General features: G+C 72.3%; 16 protein-coding genes. 8 read left to right on the plus strand and 8 right to left on the minus strand.

Features of this window, described 5'->3' with window-relative positions; translation table 11 throughout:
- Positions 1-326 precede the first annotated feature (326 nt).
- Positions 327-1,340 carry a Ppx/GppA phosphatase family protein gene (locus tag OG310_RS30195; protein WP_329458994.1) on the minus strand — a complete coding sequence of 338 codons (1,014 nt, stop codon included), beginning with the start codon at positions 1,338-1,340 and terminating at the stop codon, positions 327-329.
- A gap of 319 nt (positions 1,341-1,659) precedes the next feature.
- On the opposite strand from OG310_RS30195, the gene OG310_RS30200 reads away from it, so the two are divergent.
- The gene (locus OG310_RS30200; RefSeq protein ID WP_329458995.1) at positions 1,660-1,974 is read left to right on the plus strand and encodes a nuclear transport factor 2 family protein; all 315 of its coding nucleotides are present in this window, start codon (positions 1,660-1,662) and stop codon (positions 1,972-1,974) included.
- Positions 1,975-2,092: 118 nt separating this feature from the next.
- Here OG310_RS30200 and OG310_RS30205 read toward each other — a convergent pair whose 3' ends face one another.
- Entirely contained in the window at positions 2,093-2,761 is a 669-nt protein-coding gene (locus tag OG310_RS30205; RefSeq protein ID WP_329458996.1) for an enoyl-CoA hydratase/isomerase family protein, read from the minus strand.
- Positions 2,762-3,251: 490 nt separating this feature from the next.
- On the opposite strand from OG310_RS30205, the gene OG310_RS30210 reads away from it, so the two are divergent.
- The 5 genes from OG310_RS30210 (at position 3,252) to OG310_RS30230 (ending at position 6,943) form a co-directional block, all read left to right on the plus strand.
- Positions 3,252-3,692, plus strand: a complete 441-nt coding sequence (locus tag OG310_RS30210; RefSeq protein ID WP_329458997.1) for a cupredoxin domain-containing protein — start codon at positions 3,252-3,254, stop codon at positions 3,690-3,692.
- Between the two features lie 9 nt (positions 3,693-3,701).
- Positions 3,702-4,157, plus strand: a complete 456-nt coding sequence (locus OG310_RS30215) for a hypothetical protein (RefSeq protein WP_329458998.1) — start codon at positions 3,702-3,704, stop codon at positions 4,155-4,157.
- Between the two features lie 259 nt (positions 4,158-4,416).
- Positions 4,417-5,292: an LLM class flavin-dependent oxidoreductase gene (locus OG310_RS30220; RefSeq protein ID WP_329458999.1), complete on the plus strand. Its 876-nt coding sequence runs from the start codon at positions 4,417-4,419 to the stop codon at positions 5,290-5,292.
- A gap of 145 nt (positions 5,293-5,437) precedes the next feature.
- Positions 5,438-5,659, plus strand: a complete 222-nt coding sequence (locus OG310_RS30225) for a hypothetical protein (RefSeq protein WP_329459000.1) — start codon at positions 5,438-5,440, stop codon at positions 5,657-5,659.
- A gap of 36 nt (positions 5,660-5,695) precedes the next feature.
- Positions 5,696-6,943, plus strand: coding sequence for an SPFH domain-containing protein (locus tag OG310_RS30230; RefSeq protein WP_329459001.1), 1,248 nt, complete (start codon positions 5,696-5,698; stop codon positions 6,941-6,943).
- 217 nt (positions 6,944-7,160) lie between these two features.
- Here the strand turns inward: OG310_RS30230 and OG310_RS30235 are convergent, their stop codons facing one another.
- The 5 genes from OG310_RS30235 to OG310_RS30255 form a co-directional block, all read right to left on the minus strand.
- Positions 7,161-7,322 (minus strand): hypothetical protein, encoded by a 162-nt coding sequence (locus OG310_RS30235; protein ID WP_329459002.1) that lies wholly within the window; start codon positions 7,320-7,322, stop codon positions 7,161-7,163.
- Between the two features lie 59 nt (positions 7,323-7,381).
- Positions 7,382-8,332, minus strand: a complete 951-nt coding sequence (locus OG310_RS30240; RefSeq protein ID WP_329459003.1) for a cytochrome c oxidase assembly protein — start codon at positions 8,330-8,332, stop codon at positions 7,382-7,384.
- A gap of 161 nt (positions 8,333-8,493) precedes the next feature.
- Positions 8,494-9,519 (minus strand): 6-phosphofructokinase, encoded by a 1,026-nt coding sequence (locus OG310_RS30245; RefSeq protein WP_329459004.1) that lies wholly within the window; start codon positions 9,517-9,519, stop codon positions 8,494-8,496.
- Positions 9,520-9,744: 225 nt separating this feature from the next.
- Entirely contained in the window at positions 9,745-10,473 is a 729-nt protein-coding gene (locus OG310_RS30250) for a type 1 glutamine amidotransferase (protein ID WP_329459005.1), read from the minus strand.
- A 39-nt stretch (positions 10,474-10,512) separates the two neighbouring features.
- Positions 10,513-11,751 carry a Mur ligase family protein gene (locus OG310_RS30255; protein WP_329459006.1) on the minus strand — a complete coding sequence of 413 codons (1,239 nt, stop codon included), beginning with the start codon at positions 11,749-11,751 and terminating at the stop codon, positions 10,513-10,515.
- A 125-nt stretch (positions 11,752-11,876) separates the two neighbouring features.
- On the opposite strand from OG310_RS30255, the gene def reads away from it, so the two are divergent.
- Entirely contained in the window at positions 11,877-12,452 is a 576-nt protein-coding gene (gene def, locus OG310_RS30260; RefSeq protein ID WP_329459007.1) for a peptide deformylase, read from the plus strand.
- Positions 12,453-12,781: 329 nt separating this feature from the next.
- Here the strand turns inward: def and OG310_RS30265 are convergent, their stop codons facing one another.
- On the minus strand, positions 12,782-13,429 hold the full coding sequence (locus OG310_RS30265; protein ID WP_329459008.1) for a TetR family transcriptional regulator: 648 nt from the start codon (positions 13,427-13,429) through the stop codon (positions 12,782-12,784).
- 144 nt (positions 13,430-13,573) lie between these two features.
- Between OG310_RS30265 and OG310_RS30270 the strand changes: the two genes are divergently transcribed.
- Entirely contained in the window at positions 13,574-14,803 is a 1,230-nt protein-coding gene (locus OG310_RS30270) for an acyl-CoA dehydrogenase family protein (RefSeq protein WP_329459009.1), read from the plus strand.
- Positions 14,804-14,864 lie beyond the last annotated feature (61 nt).

Consider the following 14,864-nt stretch of genomic DNA (forward strand, 5'->3'; position numbering starts at 1 on the left):
GCCGCGCGACGGGGAACGCTGCACCACGGCCGGCACCGTGACCGGACGGCGGTGCGCCACCGGCGTCGTACGGCACGACACGGGGCCTTCGCGCCCAGCGGAGCGGTCGTCGCGGCCAGGCCTCGCGCCTCGCATGCCCGGCCGACGCTCTCCTCGGCTCGGCGGGCTGTCGACGAGTACGGCCGGTGGCGTGGCGCGTTGGCGAAGGCCATGGCGACCGGGCCGAACGGCTTCACACTCGGCGCCGCACCGAACCACCGCTCACCCGCGGCCGGTGGGGCCGGCCGTCGGCACCGCCGCCCGGGAGGCGGGAGAGCCGGATCGGGTCAGGCGTGCTGGCGCAACCGGTCCAGGCCCTCCACCGACCGTGCGTCCCCCTCCAGGCCCGCCCGCAGCCGCAGTGCGATGCCCTCGCGCAGTCCCCAGGGGCACACGGGCAGTTCGGCGATGCCCGCCGAGTCCATCAGTGCCTCCGCGAGCAGCGCGCCCGCCAGGATGTGCGGCGCACGCGCCCGGGAGACCCCCGGCCGCTCCGCGCGCTCCTGCCAGGTCATGGCCGCGAGGTCCGGCAGGACCGCGCGCAGCCGTCCGAGATCGAGCGTGGGCGGCCCGGACAGGTCCGCCGTGCTGACGGCGGCGGCCGGGGTGTCGCCGCCCGCAGGCCGCTCGATGTCCGCCGTGACCGTCGCGAGCTGGGCGAAGACCCTGGACGCTCCGACGCATCCGATGTCCTCGGGCAGCCGTCCGAGGGCCTTCAGGAGTACGGGGACCTCACGCGCCAGGTACCGGCGCAGCCGGGCCACGTCGTGCGGGCTCGGCGGGTCGCCCGGCAGGGCCGCGAGCGTCAGTCGCCGTGCCCCGAGCGGCGAGGACACGAAGCTCCCGGCCCGGGAGCCCGTGCCGAGGGCCAGTTCGAACGTTCCGCCACCGATGTCCGCGACGAGCAGGGGCTCGTCGCGGCCGGGTCTTCTCCACGCCCGCGCGCCCTCGTACGTCAGTCTCGCCTCCTGGCGGGGCGTCAGCACCCCCAGCCGTACGCCGCTGGCCGCCGCCACCCGGGCCAGGACCGCGTCCCGGTTGGGCGCGTCGCGTACCACCGAGGTCGCGAAGGCGACCATCTCCTCGGCGCCGTGCAGCGCCGCCGTGTCGGCCGCGCGGCCCACCGCCCGCACCAGCCGGGCCATCGACTTCTCCCGGATACGCCCGTCGGGACCCACGTCGCGGGAGAGCGTCACCTTGTGCTTCACCGTCACCGACTGCCGCGGCGGCTGCTTCTTGCGCAACTCGACCACATCCACATGCGCCGACGTCGAACCCACATCAACCACCGCGACACGCATCACGCCGCACCCCCTCCGGAACCGAAACGAACCATTATGCCGTTCGCACAGCTGCGTGTACCCGGAGATCGCCTGTCCGGACGTCCGCAAGCATGCGATCTTCGACACAGCAGGGCGTGCCCGACCGGCCGGTTCCGCCCTTGCGCACCTCGCGGGTGGGCTCCCCGCACGCAAGCCGGGGCAGGCACGAGAGGCCGCGCCACCGGATCGCGCCGGACGTCGGGCCCGGCGATACTGGCCTCGCCGGCGTACGGGCGCCGGCACCCGTACGCGGTCCGCCGGGCACGGGGACCCCCGTCCGTCCCAGAGGGAGCGCACCATGACCACCCTGCCGGCCGACCCCGTCGTCGCCTCGTTCGTGACCGCGCTCAACGCGGGGGACCGGGACGCGTTCCGCGCCGTGCTGACGGACGACGCGACGATGTCCGACGACGGCAGTGAGCGCGACCTGGCTGCCTGGACCGACCGGGAGATCTTTTCCTCGTCCGGACACCTGGAGGTCGAATCCCAGTCGGACGACGGTCTCTCGCTCGTCGCGGACTACTCCAACGCGACGTACGGCCACATGCGGACCCGGTGGTCCTTCACCGTCCGGGGCGAGAGGATCAGCCGCTTCGAGACCGGCCAGGCCTGACGCGTTCCGGCCCCGGCTTGTCCGGGCGTATCCCGGCGCGTCCCGGCGACGGCGCTGCCCCGGCGCGATGTCGGCGCCACCCGGCCCCCGGCCCGCCGGCCCGGCGAACGGACAGTGTTCACGCGGTCGTCGGTGTCCGCAGCGACGCCAGCGCCTGCGCGTACAGCGTCTCCTTGATCCGGCCCCGCACCGGCACGGACTTCACCGCGAGCGGCCGTGCCAGTTCCACCGCCGTCGCGAGGACCTGGCCGGCGTCCGCCACGGCGTCCACGATCGCGAGTTCCCGCGCGGCCCGGCCACCGTAGCGGCGTCCCGTGGTCATCGCCTCGTGCGCGACGGCGGGGGTCAGCCGCGCGCGCAGCAGGTCGGACATGCCCGGTTGGAAGGGCAGACCCAGGTCCACCTCGGGCAGACAGAAGTAACCGCGGTCCGCGCGCATCACCCGTAGGTCGTGGGCGAGCGCCCACATCGCCCCGGCGGCGAACGTGTGCCCGTTCAGCGCGGCGACCGTGACCACCGGCGAGGCGAGCGTGCGGGCGAGCAGCCCCTGCACCCGGTCGAGGTAGGCGGCCTGCTGGTCGCCGTGGGCCAGCAGCCAGTCCAGGTCGAGACCGTTCGAGAAGAACTTGCCGCTGCCGGCCGTCACCAGTGCCTTCGGGCCTTCGGCCGCGTCCACCGCGTCCAGGGCGGCCTCCCACGCGGTCAGCCGGTCGGGGTGGAAGCGGTTCTCGTCGTCCGGGTCCAGGTGGAGGACGAAGACCTCGCCGTCCCGTTCGAGCTCGGGCATGGTGGCGCTCCTGTCGCAGAGGGGGAGGGCGCCCCGTGGCGAGCGCCCGACCGAAGCCTGCCGCGCCGCACGCCCCCGGCGCACCCCCCCAAGGACGGTGGTGGTTGCGAGATCGATCACTCCGGCGCGGTGCCGCCGCCGGCTCCCGGCGGCACCCGGTGGGTCCAACAGTCGACCGGGACCTGCGGTGTTGTGGCCCCGGCCGCCGGCTCCCGTCGAGCGTCGAGCGTCGCGGGGGGCGGGGGCGGGGGCGGGGGGCGGGGCACACGCGACCCTGGCCGCCCCCGCCCCGCCCGCGACCAGGGGGAGTGCGCCGTGGTGTCGCGCGCCCCCATGCGTCGGCATCCGCACCGGCACCACGTACGACGTAGCCCGGACGGCCCCGTCCGCTGGCCCGGGGGACGGACGCGGGTTCCACTGGTGGCGACAAGCACGTCCCGGGCTGCCCACCGGCGTCCAGGCGGACGTCCCCCAGGACCCCGGAGTCACCATGTCGCTCTCGCTCCGCACCGGCCGGCCACGGTTCGCCCTGGCCGCCCTCGCCCTGACCGCCCTCGCCCTCGCGGGCTGCTCGGACAGCAACAGCGGCGGGAGCAGCAGCAGCAGCTCCAAGCCCACGTCCGCACCCGCCTCGGCGTCCGCGGCCACCTCCGCCGCAAGCTCCGCGCCGGCCACGGGCAAGACCACGATCACCATCAACAACTTCAAGTTCATGCCGTCGAAGCTGACGGTGAAGGCCGGTGCCAAGGTCACGGTCACCAACAAGGACACGACCGCCCACACGGTCACCGGCACGGGCAGCGGAAAGTTCAACACCGGGCACATCCAGCCCGGCAAGACGACGACGTTCACGGCGCCGAACAAGGCGGGCTCCTACCCGTTCGACTGTTCCATCCATCCCTTCATGAAGGGCACACTCACAGTCAGCTGAGGAGCCGCCATGACAAGCGAGACACAAGCGGGACGCTTCCCGCGGGGCATCGCACGGTTGCTGGCAGCGGCCGGCCTGGTCGTCGACGCCTACCTGCACGCCCACCTGGCCGGACGGTACGACGCCGTCAGCGACAGCATCAGCCAGGGCACGCTCTTTCGCATCGAGTCCGCGATCGCCGGGGTCGCCGCCCTGCTCGTGCTGTTCTGGCGGCGCGTACCGGGTGACCTGTTCGCCTGGGCCACCGCGGCGGGCGGGCTCGCGCTGCTGCTGATCTACCGCTACGACGACGTCGGATCGTTCGGCCCGTTCCCCGACATGTACGAGCCGATCTGGTACAGCGACAAGACCATCACGGTCATCGCGCAGGCCGTGACGATCGTCGCGACGGTGTTCCTGCTCCTGTACCGGCCCGGCAGGATGCGGGCCGCGCGCGGGACGCACGGCAGGCACGCCTCGTACTGACCGTCCGAACCCGGCCGGGTCACCCCGGCTCGTACGGCCGGCGCGACCCCGGCGGCACGGTCGCGCCACCCGCTCCCGTACGACCGGCGTGACCCACAGACCTCACCGACCCCACAGACCTCACCGACCCGACCGGCGCGACCGGTCGGGTCGGCCGGGTTTCGGGACCGCCGCGCCGGGCACGGCTACGGGTGCCCAGGTGATCGCACGGCACCCCCGGCAGGGATCACCGCGTCTCCCGCAGAAGGAGCCCGCCGCCGTGCGCATCGGCATCGCCCTCCCGAACACCACCACCGGCACCAGCGCCCCCGTGATGCGGGCCTGGGCGAAGCGCGCCGAGGAGCGCGGCTTCGCCTTCGTCTCCACCATCGGCCGCGTCCCGTACCCGTCGTACGACTCGCTGACCGCCCTCGCCGTCGTCGCCGGTGCCACGTCGCACATCGGGCTCACCACCAACGCGGTGCTCGCTCCGACCTACCCCGACGCGGTCCTCGCGAAGATCACCGGCACGCTGGCGCAGCTCAGCGGGGACCGCCTCACCCTCGGCCTCGGCGTCGGCGCCCGCGCGTCCGACTACCTCCCGGCGGAACGGGACTTCGCGGGCCGGGGCGCCGCGTTCGACCGGCAGCTGGAGTACCTGCACGCCGCCTGGCGCGGCGAGGCCGTCGAGGACGGTGACTTCCCCGGCGAACGCCGCGCGGTCGTGCCCGGCGGGGGTACGGTGCCGGTCCTCATCGGCGGTCACGGCGCGCGTGCCGTCCGCCGCACCGCGCGGTGGGGTGCGGGCTGGACGGGCGCGGGCGGCGGCCCGCGCAGGGCCGAGCCGATGGTCGGCCGGGTACGCGAGGCGTGGAGCGCGGCCGGTCGCGCCGGGGAGCCCCGGCTGCTGGGTCTCGCGTACTTCTGCGCGGCCGGGGACGCCGCGAGCGCCGAGGCTTCCGACCGCTACGTGCGCGGCTACTACGCCTACGCGGGCGAGCACGCCGACACCATCGCGGACGGTGTCGTACGCACGCCGCGGCGCATCCGCGGGATCGTCGACGAGTTCGCCGCGATCGGCGTCAACGAGCTGACGTTCACTCCCACGATCGCGCGTCCCGACGAGGTCGACCGGCTGGCGGATCTGGTCCTGTGAGACGGGCGTTCCGTTCCCGTTCGGTAACGTCCCCGGGACAGTCCCGAAGGCACCACGCGGAGTAGTGTGAAGAGGTCGGCGGCAGGGGGTCGCCGAACATCTCCGGTCCCGGCCGGACGGGTGGGTGGAGGTGGGACAACGGTCGATGTCCGAGACAGATGACTCGTCGGCCAGCCCCGTGGGGGCGATCGGCCGGATCACGGTTCCGATCCCGCAGGACGGCTTCGGCGAAGTGCTGGTCGCCGTACGGGGCGGCTCCGAGGCGTACGCCGCCTGGGCGGAGCAGCCGATCGGCAGACACATCCGGGTGATGGTCACCGAGTGCATTTCGGCACGTTCCGTGATCGTGGAGCCCCTTCCCTCCTGACCACCATCCAACGCGTTTTGCGACAGGAGTCTTCTCATGTTGTTCTGGCGTGTTCCCGCGCCCAACGAGGCGATGCTCATCTCTGGTTCGAAGCGGCGGCGGGAGGACACGCAGTTCCGCATCGTCACCGGACACGGCAGTTTCGTCCTCCCCGTCAAACAGCGGGCGCGCATGCTCTCGCTCGCGCTGCGCGAGGCGGAGATCGCCGAAGAGTGCGTCACCCAGCAGGGCATCCGGCTGACCGTTCGCGCGGTCGCCGTCTTCAAGGTGGGCGACGACGCGGTGTCGATCGCCAACGCCGCCCGCAGGTTCCTCACCGAGCAGCACCGCATGGAGGAACTGGTCGGCCGGATCTTCTCCGGTCACCTGCGGTCCATCATCGGCGGTCTCACCGTCGAGCAGATCATCCGGGAGCGTGACCGCGTCTCCCAGGAGGTCAAGGCAGGCAGCCACAGCGAGATGGAGAAGCTGGGCATCGTCGTCGACGCCCTGCAGATCCAAGAGATCATGGACAGCACCGGCTACGTCGACAACCTGGCGGCGCCGCACGCGGCGGCGGTCGCGAGCCAGGCGCGCATCGCGGCGGCCCGTGCCGACCAGCAGGCGGCGGAGCGCGAGCAGGAGGCCGCGGCGCTGAAGGCCGCGTACGAGAGGGACACGGCGATCAAGCGCGCCGGGTTCCAGGCCGAGACCGAGCAGGCCGCGTCCCGCGCGAGCCAGGCCGGACCGCTCGCGGAGGCCGAGGCGTCGCACGAGGTCATCGAGGCCCAGACGGTCCTCGCGGAGCGGCAGGCACGGCTGGCCGCCCAGCGGCTGGAGGCCGAGGTCAGGCGTCCGGCGGACGCCGAGGCGTACCGGCAGCGGACCCTCGCCGAGGCGAACCGCGACCGGGCGAAGGCCGAGGCGGACGGCAAGGCGTACGCCGAGCGGACGCTCGCGCAGGCCGAGGCGGACGCGAACGCGGCGCGCGCCGAGTCCCTGAAGAACGGCAACCAGGAACTCATCGCGGCCAACCGCGTCGTCGAGGTGCTGCCCGAGCTGGCTGAGGCGGCGTCCCGGGGTCTGCAGGGTGCCAACCTGACCGTGCTTAACGGTACGGACGGGCTCAACGAGATGGTCGCGGGCCTGGTCAGCCAGGGCATGGCCATCCTGAACACGCTGCGTGCGGGGACCGGCAACGGCCAGGGCGGCAGCGTACCGACGCCCGGTACCTCGGTCGACACCAGGGACCAGGGGCAGAGCGCCAACGGCGCGACCCCGGCCCGACGGGGCGACACCGGCTGAATCGGCACCGTCCACGGCAAGGACCGCACGGTCGGAGCCGTAGCGGCAGCTGAAGCAGTGAGAGCAGTGCAAGCAGTCCGGACATGCGAGCAGTCCGGGCACTGCACGCACGTGGCGAAAGGCGAAGGCCCGGTGCGCGAGCACCGGGCCTTCGCCTTCATCCACGCTCCTGGCGGCCCCGCGTACCGGCCCTGACCGGGTCGCGGCCGGGCCCCGCTCAGTCGCTCCGGCTGGTCGCGATCATTCCCAGCGTCACCAGCCCGAGGACGACCCAGCCGAACCAGAGCCAGCCGCTGCTGCCGAGCGCCACGGTGTAGGCGGTGATCACCACCAGCGCGATCACCGTGATGATGCCCATGCTCTTCGTGGATCCGGACATCTGTGTCCTCCTCCCGGCCCGACGGTGAGGCCATCCTCACCCGAACCGGGGTCCCCGCGCTACTGCCCGCGAGCCTGCAGCGACGCGAGATAGGCGTTGTACGCGGCGAGCTCCTTGTCCCCGTCCCGGTCCGCGGCGCGGTCGATGCGCGTCGCCTGGCGCTGGTCGGAGCGGTACCACTGGAAGACCAGGGCGATCAGGACCAGCACGGAGGGAACTTCGCTGAAGCCCCACGCGATCCCGCCGGCGGCCGTCTGGTCGGACAGCGCGTCGATCCCGAGCGAGGCCGCCGGGTGCTGGTACGCCTTGATCATCGGCTGGCTCGCCATCATCAGCGCGATGCCGAAGAACGCGTGGAACGGCATCCCCGCGAACAGCTCCAGCATCCGCATCAGGTAGCCGGAGCGGTGCGGGCCCGGGTCGACGCCCATGATCGGCCAGAAGAACAGCAGACCCACGGCGAGGAAGTGCACCATCATCACGATGTGCCCGGTTCCGGACCCCATCAGGTAGTCGAAGATCGGCGTGAAGTAGAAGCCGTAGAGGCTCGCGATGAACACGGGGATGGTGAACGCCGGGTGGGAGATCACCCGGACGAACCGGCTGTGCAGGAGCATCAGCAGCAGCTCGCGGGGGCCCTTGCGGCCCCGCCCCAGCACCGGCAGTGCCCGCAGCGCGAGGGTCACCGGGGCACCGAGCAGCAGCAGGATCGGCGCGACCATGCTGATGATCATGTGCTGCACCATGTGCACACTGAACATGACCATGCCGTAGTCGTTCAGTCCGGTGCACATCGTCACGCCCACCAGCAGGACGCCCAGCACGAACGCGATGCTCCGGCCCGGGGACCACGCGTCGCCCCGGCGCCACAGCCGCAGCACGCCCCATCCGTACAGGGCGATACCCAGGGCGCAGGAGACGAGGAAGAACGGGTCGGACGAGTAGACGAACGCCCGGCCCAGCGTGAACGGCGGCAAATCCATCATCATGCCGTGCATGCTGTGATCCATCCGCGTACTCCTGTGGGGGCGTGATTCGTACCTGATGTCCGGGACCAGACTAGAACCGCCCCCGGCCGCGACTGCGGGCGGGGGCGGATGTCCATCACCTGGCGCGGGGCGCCGGACCGTCCGTCCGGGAGGGGCACCGACACACCGTCAGGAACGCGTGGTCACAGGACGCACTCGGCTTCGGCGTACCGCTCGGCCGGGACCGTCTTGAGGGTCTCGACGGCCTCCGTGAGCGGCACCATCTCGATGTCGGTGCCGTGCAGCGCCGTCATCATGCCGAATTCGCCCCGGTGCGCCGCCTCGACGGCGTGCCAGCCGAAACGGGTCGCGAGCACCCTGTCGTACGCGGTCGGGGTGCCACCGCGCTGGACATGGCCCAGGATGACGGGCCGTGCCTCCTTGCCGAGACGCTGCTCCAGCTCGACGGCGAGCTGACCCGCGACCCCGGCGAAGCGCTCGTGGCCGTACATGTCGGTGCCGCCCTCGTCGAACTTCATCGAGCCCTCGCGGGGCTTGGCGCCCTCGGCGACCACCACGATCGCGAACCGCTTGCCCGCCGAGAACCGCTTGCCGACCAGTTCGGTCAGCTCGCCGATGTCGAAGGGCCGCTCCGGTACGACGACGGCGTGCGCGCCCGCGGCCATGCCCGAGTGCAGCGCGATCCACCCCGTGTGCCGGCCCATGACCTCCACGATCAGCACGCGCTGGTGCGACTCGGCGGTGGTCTTCAGCCGGTCCAGGGCCTCCGTCGCGACGCCGACGGCCGTGTCGAAGCCGAACGTCACGTCCGTGGAGGCGATGTCGTTGTCGATGGTCTTCGGAACGCCGACGATCGGCAGGCCCGCCTCGGACAGCAGGTTCGCCGCCTTGAGGGTGCCCTCGCCGCCGATCGGGATGATCACATCGAGGCCCAGGTCGGCCACGTGGCCGCGGGCGCGTTCCACGCCGCCGCGCAGGTGCGCGGGCTGCACGCGGGACGAGCCGAGGATGGTGCCGCCGCGGGCCAGGATGCCGCCGACGGCGTCAAGGTCGAGCTTGCGGTAGTCGCACTCCAGAAGGCCTTTCCAGCCGTCGTGGAACCCGATGACCTCGTCGCCGTGGTCGACGACGGCCCGGTGCACGACGGACCTGATCACCGCGTTCAGGCCGGGGCAGTCACCGCCGGAGGTGAGGACACCAATACGCATGGCCCGGACAACCTTTGCAACGTGTGGGGCGATGGCCGGACCCCGTCGTCCGGTCTGATCGCCGCCACCCTACCGGCGAGGGGCACCGGCGCCGAACCCGGCGTCCGCCTGCTGGACAGGCGGGCGCCGGATCGCCGGTCGCGGTCGCTCAGATGGTGAAGACGCTGCTCAGGAGGGGTGCGAACGGTGCGCGGAACGGACCGCTCAGCTGTGCGGCGGCGCCGCTCAGGCGGGCTGGACCGCCGCGTTGATCCGCTCGTTGCGCAGGGCGTCGAACCACCGGTCGTCGACCGGAGGCAGAGCGTTCACATCGAGGGCCAGCTTCAGCAGCAGATCCGCGATGTGCGGGTTGCGCGCCATCACGGGACCGTGCATGTACGTGCCGAAGACGGTGTCGTTGAACGCGCCCTCCGTGCCGTCCCCGGTGCCGTTGCCCCGGCCCAGCCTGACCCGCGCGAAGGGCCGGGCCATCGGGCCGAGGTGCGTGATGCCCTGGTGGTTCTCGAAGCCGGTCAGCGGCGGCAGGTTCAGGTGCGGGTCGATGTCGCCGAGGACGTCACCGACGCAGCGCTCGCCCTCACCGCGTGTGGAGACCACGTCGAGCAGGCCCAGGCCCGGCTCGCGCTGGCCGAGGTCGTTGACGAACTCGTGGCCCAGGATCTGGTAGCCCGCGCAGACGGAGAAGACGATCGCGCCGTTGGAGACGGCCCGGTTCAGCCCGCCGTCCCGGCGCAGCCGCTCGGCCGCCAGCCGCTGCGGCCGGTCCTCGCCGCCGCCGATCAGGTAGATGTCGCCTGACGTCGGTACCGGCTGGTCGCTGCGCACGTCCACCCGCGAGACGTTCAGCCGGCGCTGGCGCGCGCGGCGCTCCACGACCAGGGCGTTGCCCTGGTCGCCGTAGGTGCTCAGCAGGTCGGGGTAGATCCACACCAGCCTGAGGCTGCTGTCGCTCATGCTCGCTCGTTCCTCTCGTAACGTCGGCGGCTCGACGGGTCAGTTGCCTACGCGCCGGCGCAGGTCCTGGAACGCCGTGTAGTTGGCGATCACCTCGATACGGCCGGGCGGCGCGTACTGCACGGCCTCGTCCAGCGTCTCGCAGACGCGGAAGGCCAGGCCCGCCACTTCGAGGCGGACCGCGAGGTCCAGCTTCCGGTCGCCGAGGACGAAGATCGGATGCCCCCCGAGACGGGTGTAGTCCACGTCCCACAGCCAGGACGTGTCCGTGCCGTCCGCGCCGCGCGCGTTGACCGAGAGGATGACCGGGGTCGGCGGCGGGTCGATCAGCGAGAAGGTCTCCAGCCAGCCGGCCGGGTTCTTCGCGAGCAGGAGCCGCAGGTCACGGCCCTGGAAGGACACCACGTCGTAGCGTCCGGCGACCGCCTGCACCTGGTACATGCGCTGGAGGGCGACTCCCGGCGGCACGCCGAACGTCGCGGCGACCGCCGCGGACGTCGTGGCGTTGGCCTTGTTGGCCCGGCCGGGCAGCTGGAGGTGGATGGGCCAGGCGGAGCCGTGCGGGTCGAGTACGTGATCGTCGCGCAGGGCCCAGCTGGGGGCGGGGCGGCGGAAGCCGCACTGCGCGCAGAACCAGTCGTCGCCCGGGCGTTGCATCACGCCGCCGCACGACGGACACGACCAGGCGTCGTCCTTCCACTCCTGTCCCGCCGCGACCCAGACCACGTTCGGCGAGGAGGAGGCCGCCCACACGATCAGCGGGTCGTCGGCGTTGGCGATCACGACCGCCTTGGTGCCGGCCAGTCCCTCCCGCCACTTCTCGGCGAGCATCCGGGTCTCGGCCGCGCGGTCGAGCTGGTCGCGGGAGAGGTTCAGCAGGGCGATCGCCTTGGGCGTGGTGTCGCGCGCCACACCGGCCAGGTACTTCTCGTCGACCTCGATCACGCCGAACTGGGCATCCGAGCCCCCCGCGAGCGCCGAGGTGATGCCCGCGGGCATGTTGGCGCCCAGCGCGTTGGAGACCACGGGCCCGGCGGCGCGCAGGGCCTCCGCGATCAGGCGGGTGGTGGTGGTCTTGCCGTTCGTCGCGGACACGAGGATGACGTCCAGGTGCTGCGCGAGCCTGCGCAGCAGGTCGGGGTCGAGCCGGAGCGCTACCTTCCCGCCGATCACCGATCCGCTGCCGCGTCCGGCGGCGCGCGACACCGCTGCTGCGGCCTTCCCCGCCGTCACGGCCAGCTTGGCCCGCGAAGGCAGCGGCTCCGTGTTGCCTGCCATCGTCCCTGATCCTCCTCGCGTCGGTCGTGGGTCAGCCTATCGAGATCCGGCCACGGCCCAGAACCGCGGCACGAAGCCGCCACCGCGCTGAACACGGCGATCATGCGGACCGTACCCTGACGGTCATGCGAAAGCGTCCGATCCCCGGCAGCGGTGGGCGCGTACGAGCCATGCGGACGCTCGGCGATCCCGTGCTGCACGCGCCCTGCGCGCCGGTCACCGGCTTCGGCCCCGGACTCGCGGAACTGGTCGAGGACCTGTTCGCGACGATGTACGCGGCCCGGGGCGTCGGCCTCGCGGCCAATCAGATCGGCGTGGCACGGCAGGTCTTCGTCTACGACTGCCCGGACGATGATGATGTCCGGCATGTCGGCCATCTGGTGAATCCGCGCCTGATCGTGGCCGACGGGATCGTCGTGCGCGGCCCGGAGGGCTGTCTGTCGCTGCCGGGCCTGGAGGCGGGCACCGAGCGCTTCGACCGCGCCGTGGTGGAGGGGCGGAACCAGGTGGGTGAGCCCGTACGCGTCGAGGGGGAGGGCTTCTTCGCCCGCTGCCTGCAGCACGAGACGGACCATCTGGCGGGCGGCGTGTATCCGGACCGGCTGTCCGGGCGCCGCAGGTCGAGGGTGCTGCGGGCGGCCGCCCGCGCGCCCTGGGGCGCCGCTCGGGCGGCAACCGGTCCCGAGCCGTCCGCCCGGTAGGGCATGTACGTGTCCCCCGCGGCGCACGGCGCGGGGGCGCGGCCCTTCGGGGACCGGGGGGTCCGGGATGCGGCGTGCGGGGCGCGTACGCGGCCCGCACGGGGGTTTCGCGGGCCACGGACGCCGCCTGTCGCGCAGGCGCCGCAATCCGCGAAGGCCATCCGCGGGGGCCCGGCGCGACGTGGCCCGGTGGGTGCGAGAGGTGACGGGGAGTGAGCGCGCGAGGGGCCGCGACGAGTCCCGTCCCCGAGGGCTTTCCGCGGCGGGCCCCGGCGTTCCCGCCCGTTCCGTGTGCAGGTCTCGTGCGGGTCCCGGCCGGCTCCGGAGGCTCAGAAGCCCGGACCGCCCGCCTTGTCCGCCACTCCCGCGAGACGGCCCCACAGCAGGTCCGCCATCGTCGTGACGAGTTCCTGCCGGGAGCAGGGCCGCTCGCCCAGCCACCAGTCGCCCGCCGCGTGCATCATGCCGACTATCCCGTGGCCCCAGATCCTGGCCAGTTGCTGGCCGTTCTCGCCCAGGTCGATGCGCTCCTCGATCACGGTCGCCAACTCCTCGCCGAGGCGGCGCAGCAGCGGCGCCGAGTGGCGGCCGACGTCGAAGCCCTGATCGAGCGGCGGAGCGTCCTCGGCCGGGTGCATCAGGAAGCGGTAGACCTGCGGGTTCGCCTCGATCGCCGCCAGATACGTGTCGAGCGTGGCCTCCACCCGTCTGCGGCGTTCGGCCGGCGCGTCGAGCGCCGCCCGCAGGGCGCCCAGCAGAGCGTCCGTGTGGCGTTTGGCGAGTGCCCGGTACAGCCCGCCCTTGTCGCCGAAGTGCCGGTACAGGATCGGCTTCGTGATCCCGGCCTCCGCCGCGATCGCGTTCATCGAGGCCCGGGGGCCGTCCCTGAGCACCACCCGGTCGGCGGCCTCCAGCAGTTGCCGCCGACGCTGTCCGGCAGCCTGACGCTGCTCCGACGGCTGTGGTGTCGTCTCCATCGTTTCTCCCCGCCCTTACCGAATCCTTGACGCCCGCGCAACGTAACACCCCTGGCCGAGAGGGTGCTGATCAGGCGTGATCGGTTGACAGGGACTACTCGTCAGTAACAGACTGTGGTTACCAGCGGTAACCAAGGAGGGAAGATGGCCGAGTTCACACTCGAACCCAGTGACGAACAGAAGCAGGTCCGTGACTGGCTGCACGGATTCGCGGCGGATGTGATCCGCCCGGCGGCCGCCGAGTGGGACGAGCGCGAGGAGACCCCCTGGCCCGTCATCCAGGAGGCGGCCAAACTCGGGATCTACTCCCTCGACTTCTACGCGCAGCAGTACTTCGACCCGTCCGGCCTCGGCATCCCCATCGCGATGGAGGAGCTCTTCTGGGGCGACGCGGGCATCGCCCTGTCCATCGTCGGAACGGGCCTCGCCGCCGTCGGCGTCCTCGCCAACGGCACCGACGAGCAGATCGGCACCTGGATACCCCAGATGTACGGCGAGCCCGACGACGTGAAGCTCGCCGCTTTCTGCTCCTCCGAGCCGGACGCCGGCTCCGACGTCGCCGCGATGCGCACCCGCGCCGTCTACGACGAGGCGAAGGACGAGTGGGTGCTGAACGGCACCAAGACCTGGGCCACCAACGGCGGAATCGCTGGCGTCCACGTCGTGGTCGCTGTCGTCGACCCTGACCTCGGCTCCAAGGGGCATGCCTCGTTCATCGTGCCGCCGGGCACCCCGGGCCTGTCCCAGGGCCAGAAGTTCAAGAAGCACGGCATCCGCGCGTCCCACACCGCCGAGGTCGTCCTCGACGGTGTCCGCGTACCCGGCGCGTGCCTCCTCGGGGGCAAGGACAAGCTCGACGAACGCCTCGCCCGGGCCCGCGAGAGGGCCGCGGGCGGCGGGCAGGGCAGCGTGAAGAACGCGGCGATGGCGACCTTCGAGGCGTCCCGCCCGGCCGTCGGCGCGATGGCGGTGGGGACCGCGCGCGCCGCCTACGAGGTCGCTCTCGACTACGCCACCACCCGGAGCCAGTTCGGCCGCCCCATCATCGACAACCAGGGAATCGCCTTCCAGTTGGCCGACATGCGCACCCGGATCGACGCCGCCCGGCTGCTCGTGTGGCGCGCCTCCTGGATGGCCACGTCGGGCAAGAAGTTCGAGTCGGCCGAGGGCTCCATGTCGAAGCTGTTCGCCAGCGAGACGGCCAAGGAGGTCACGGCGCAGGCCGTCCAGATCCTCGGGGGCAACGGCTTCACCCGGGAGTACCCGGTGGAGCGCATGCACCGGGACGCGGCCATCTACACGATCTTCGAGGGCACGAGCGAGATCCAGCGACTCGTGATCGCGCGCACCCTCTCGGGCGTGCCGATCCGCTGACCCCCCACGGGCGCGGCTCCGCTCCCGCCGGTGCGGGAGCGGAGCCGCTGTGCGTGGTGCC

The organism is Streptomyces sp. NBC_01497 (assembly GCF_036250695.1).
Lineage (GTDB): Bacteria > Actinomycetota > Actinomycetes > Streptomycetales > Streptomycetaceae > Streptomyces.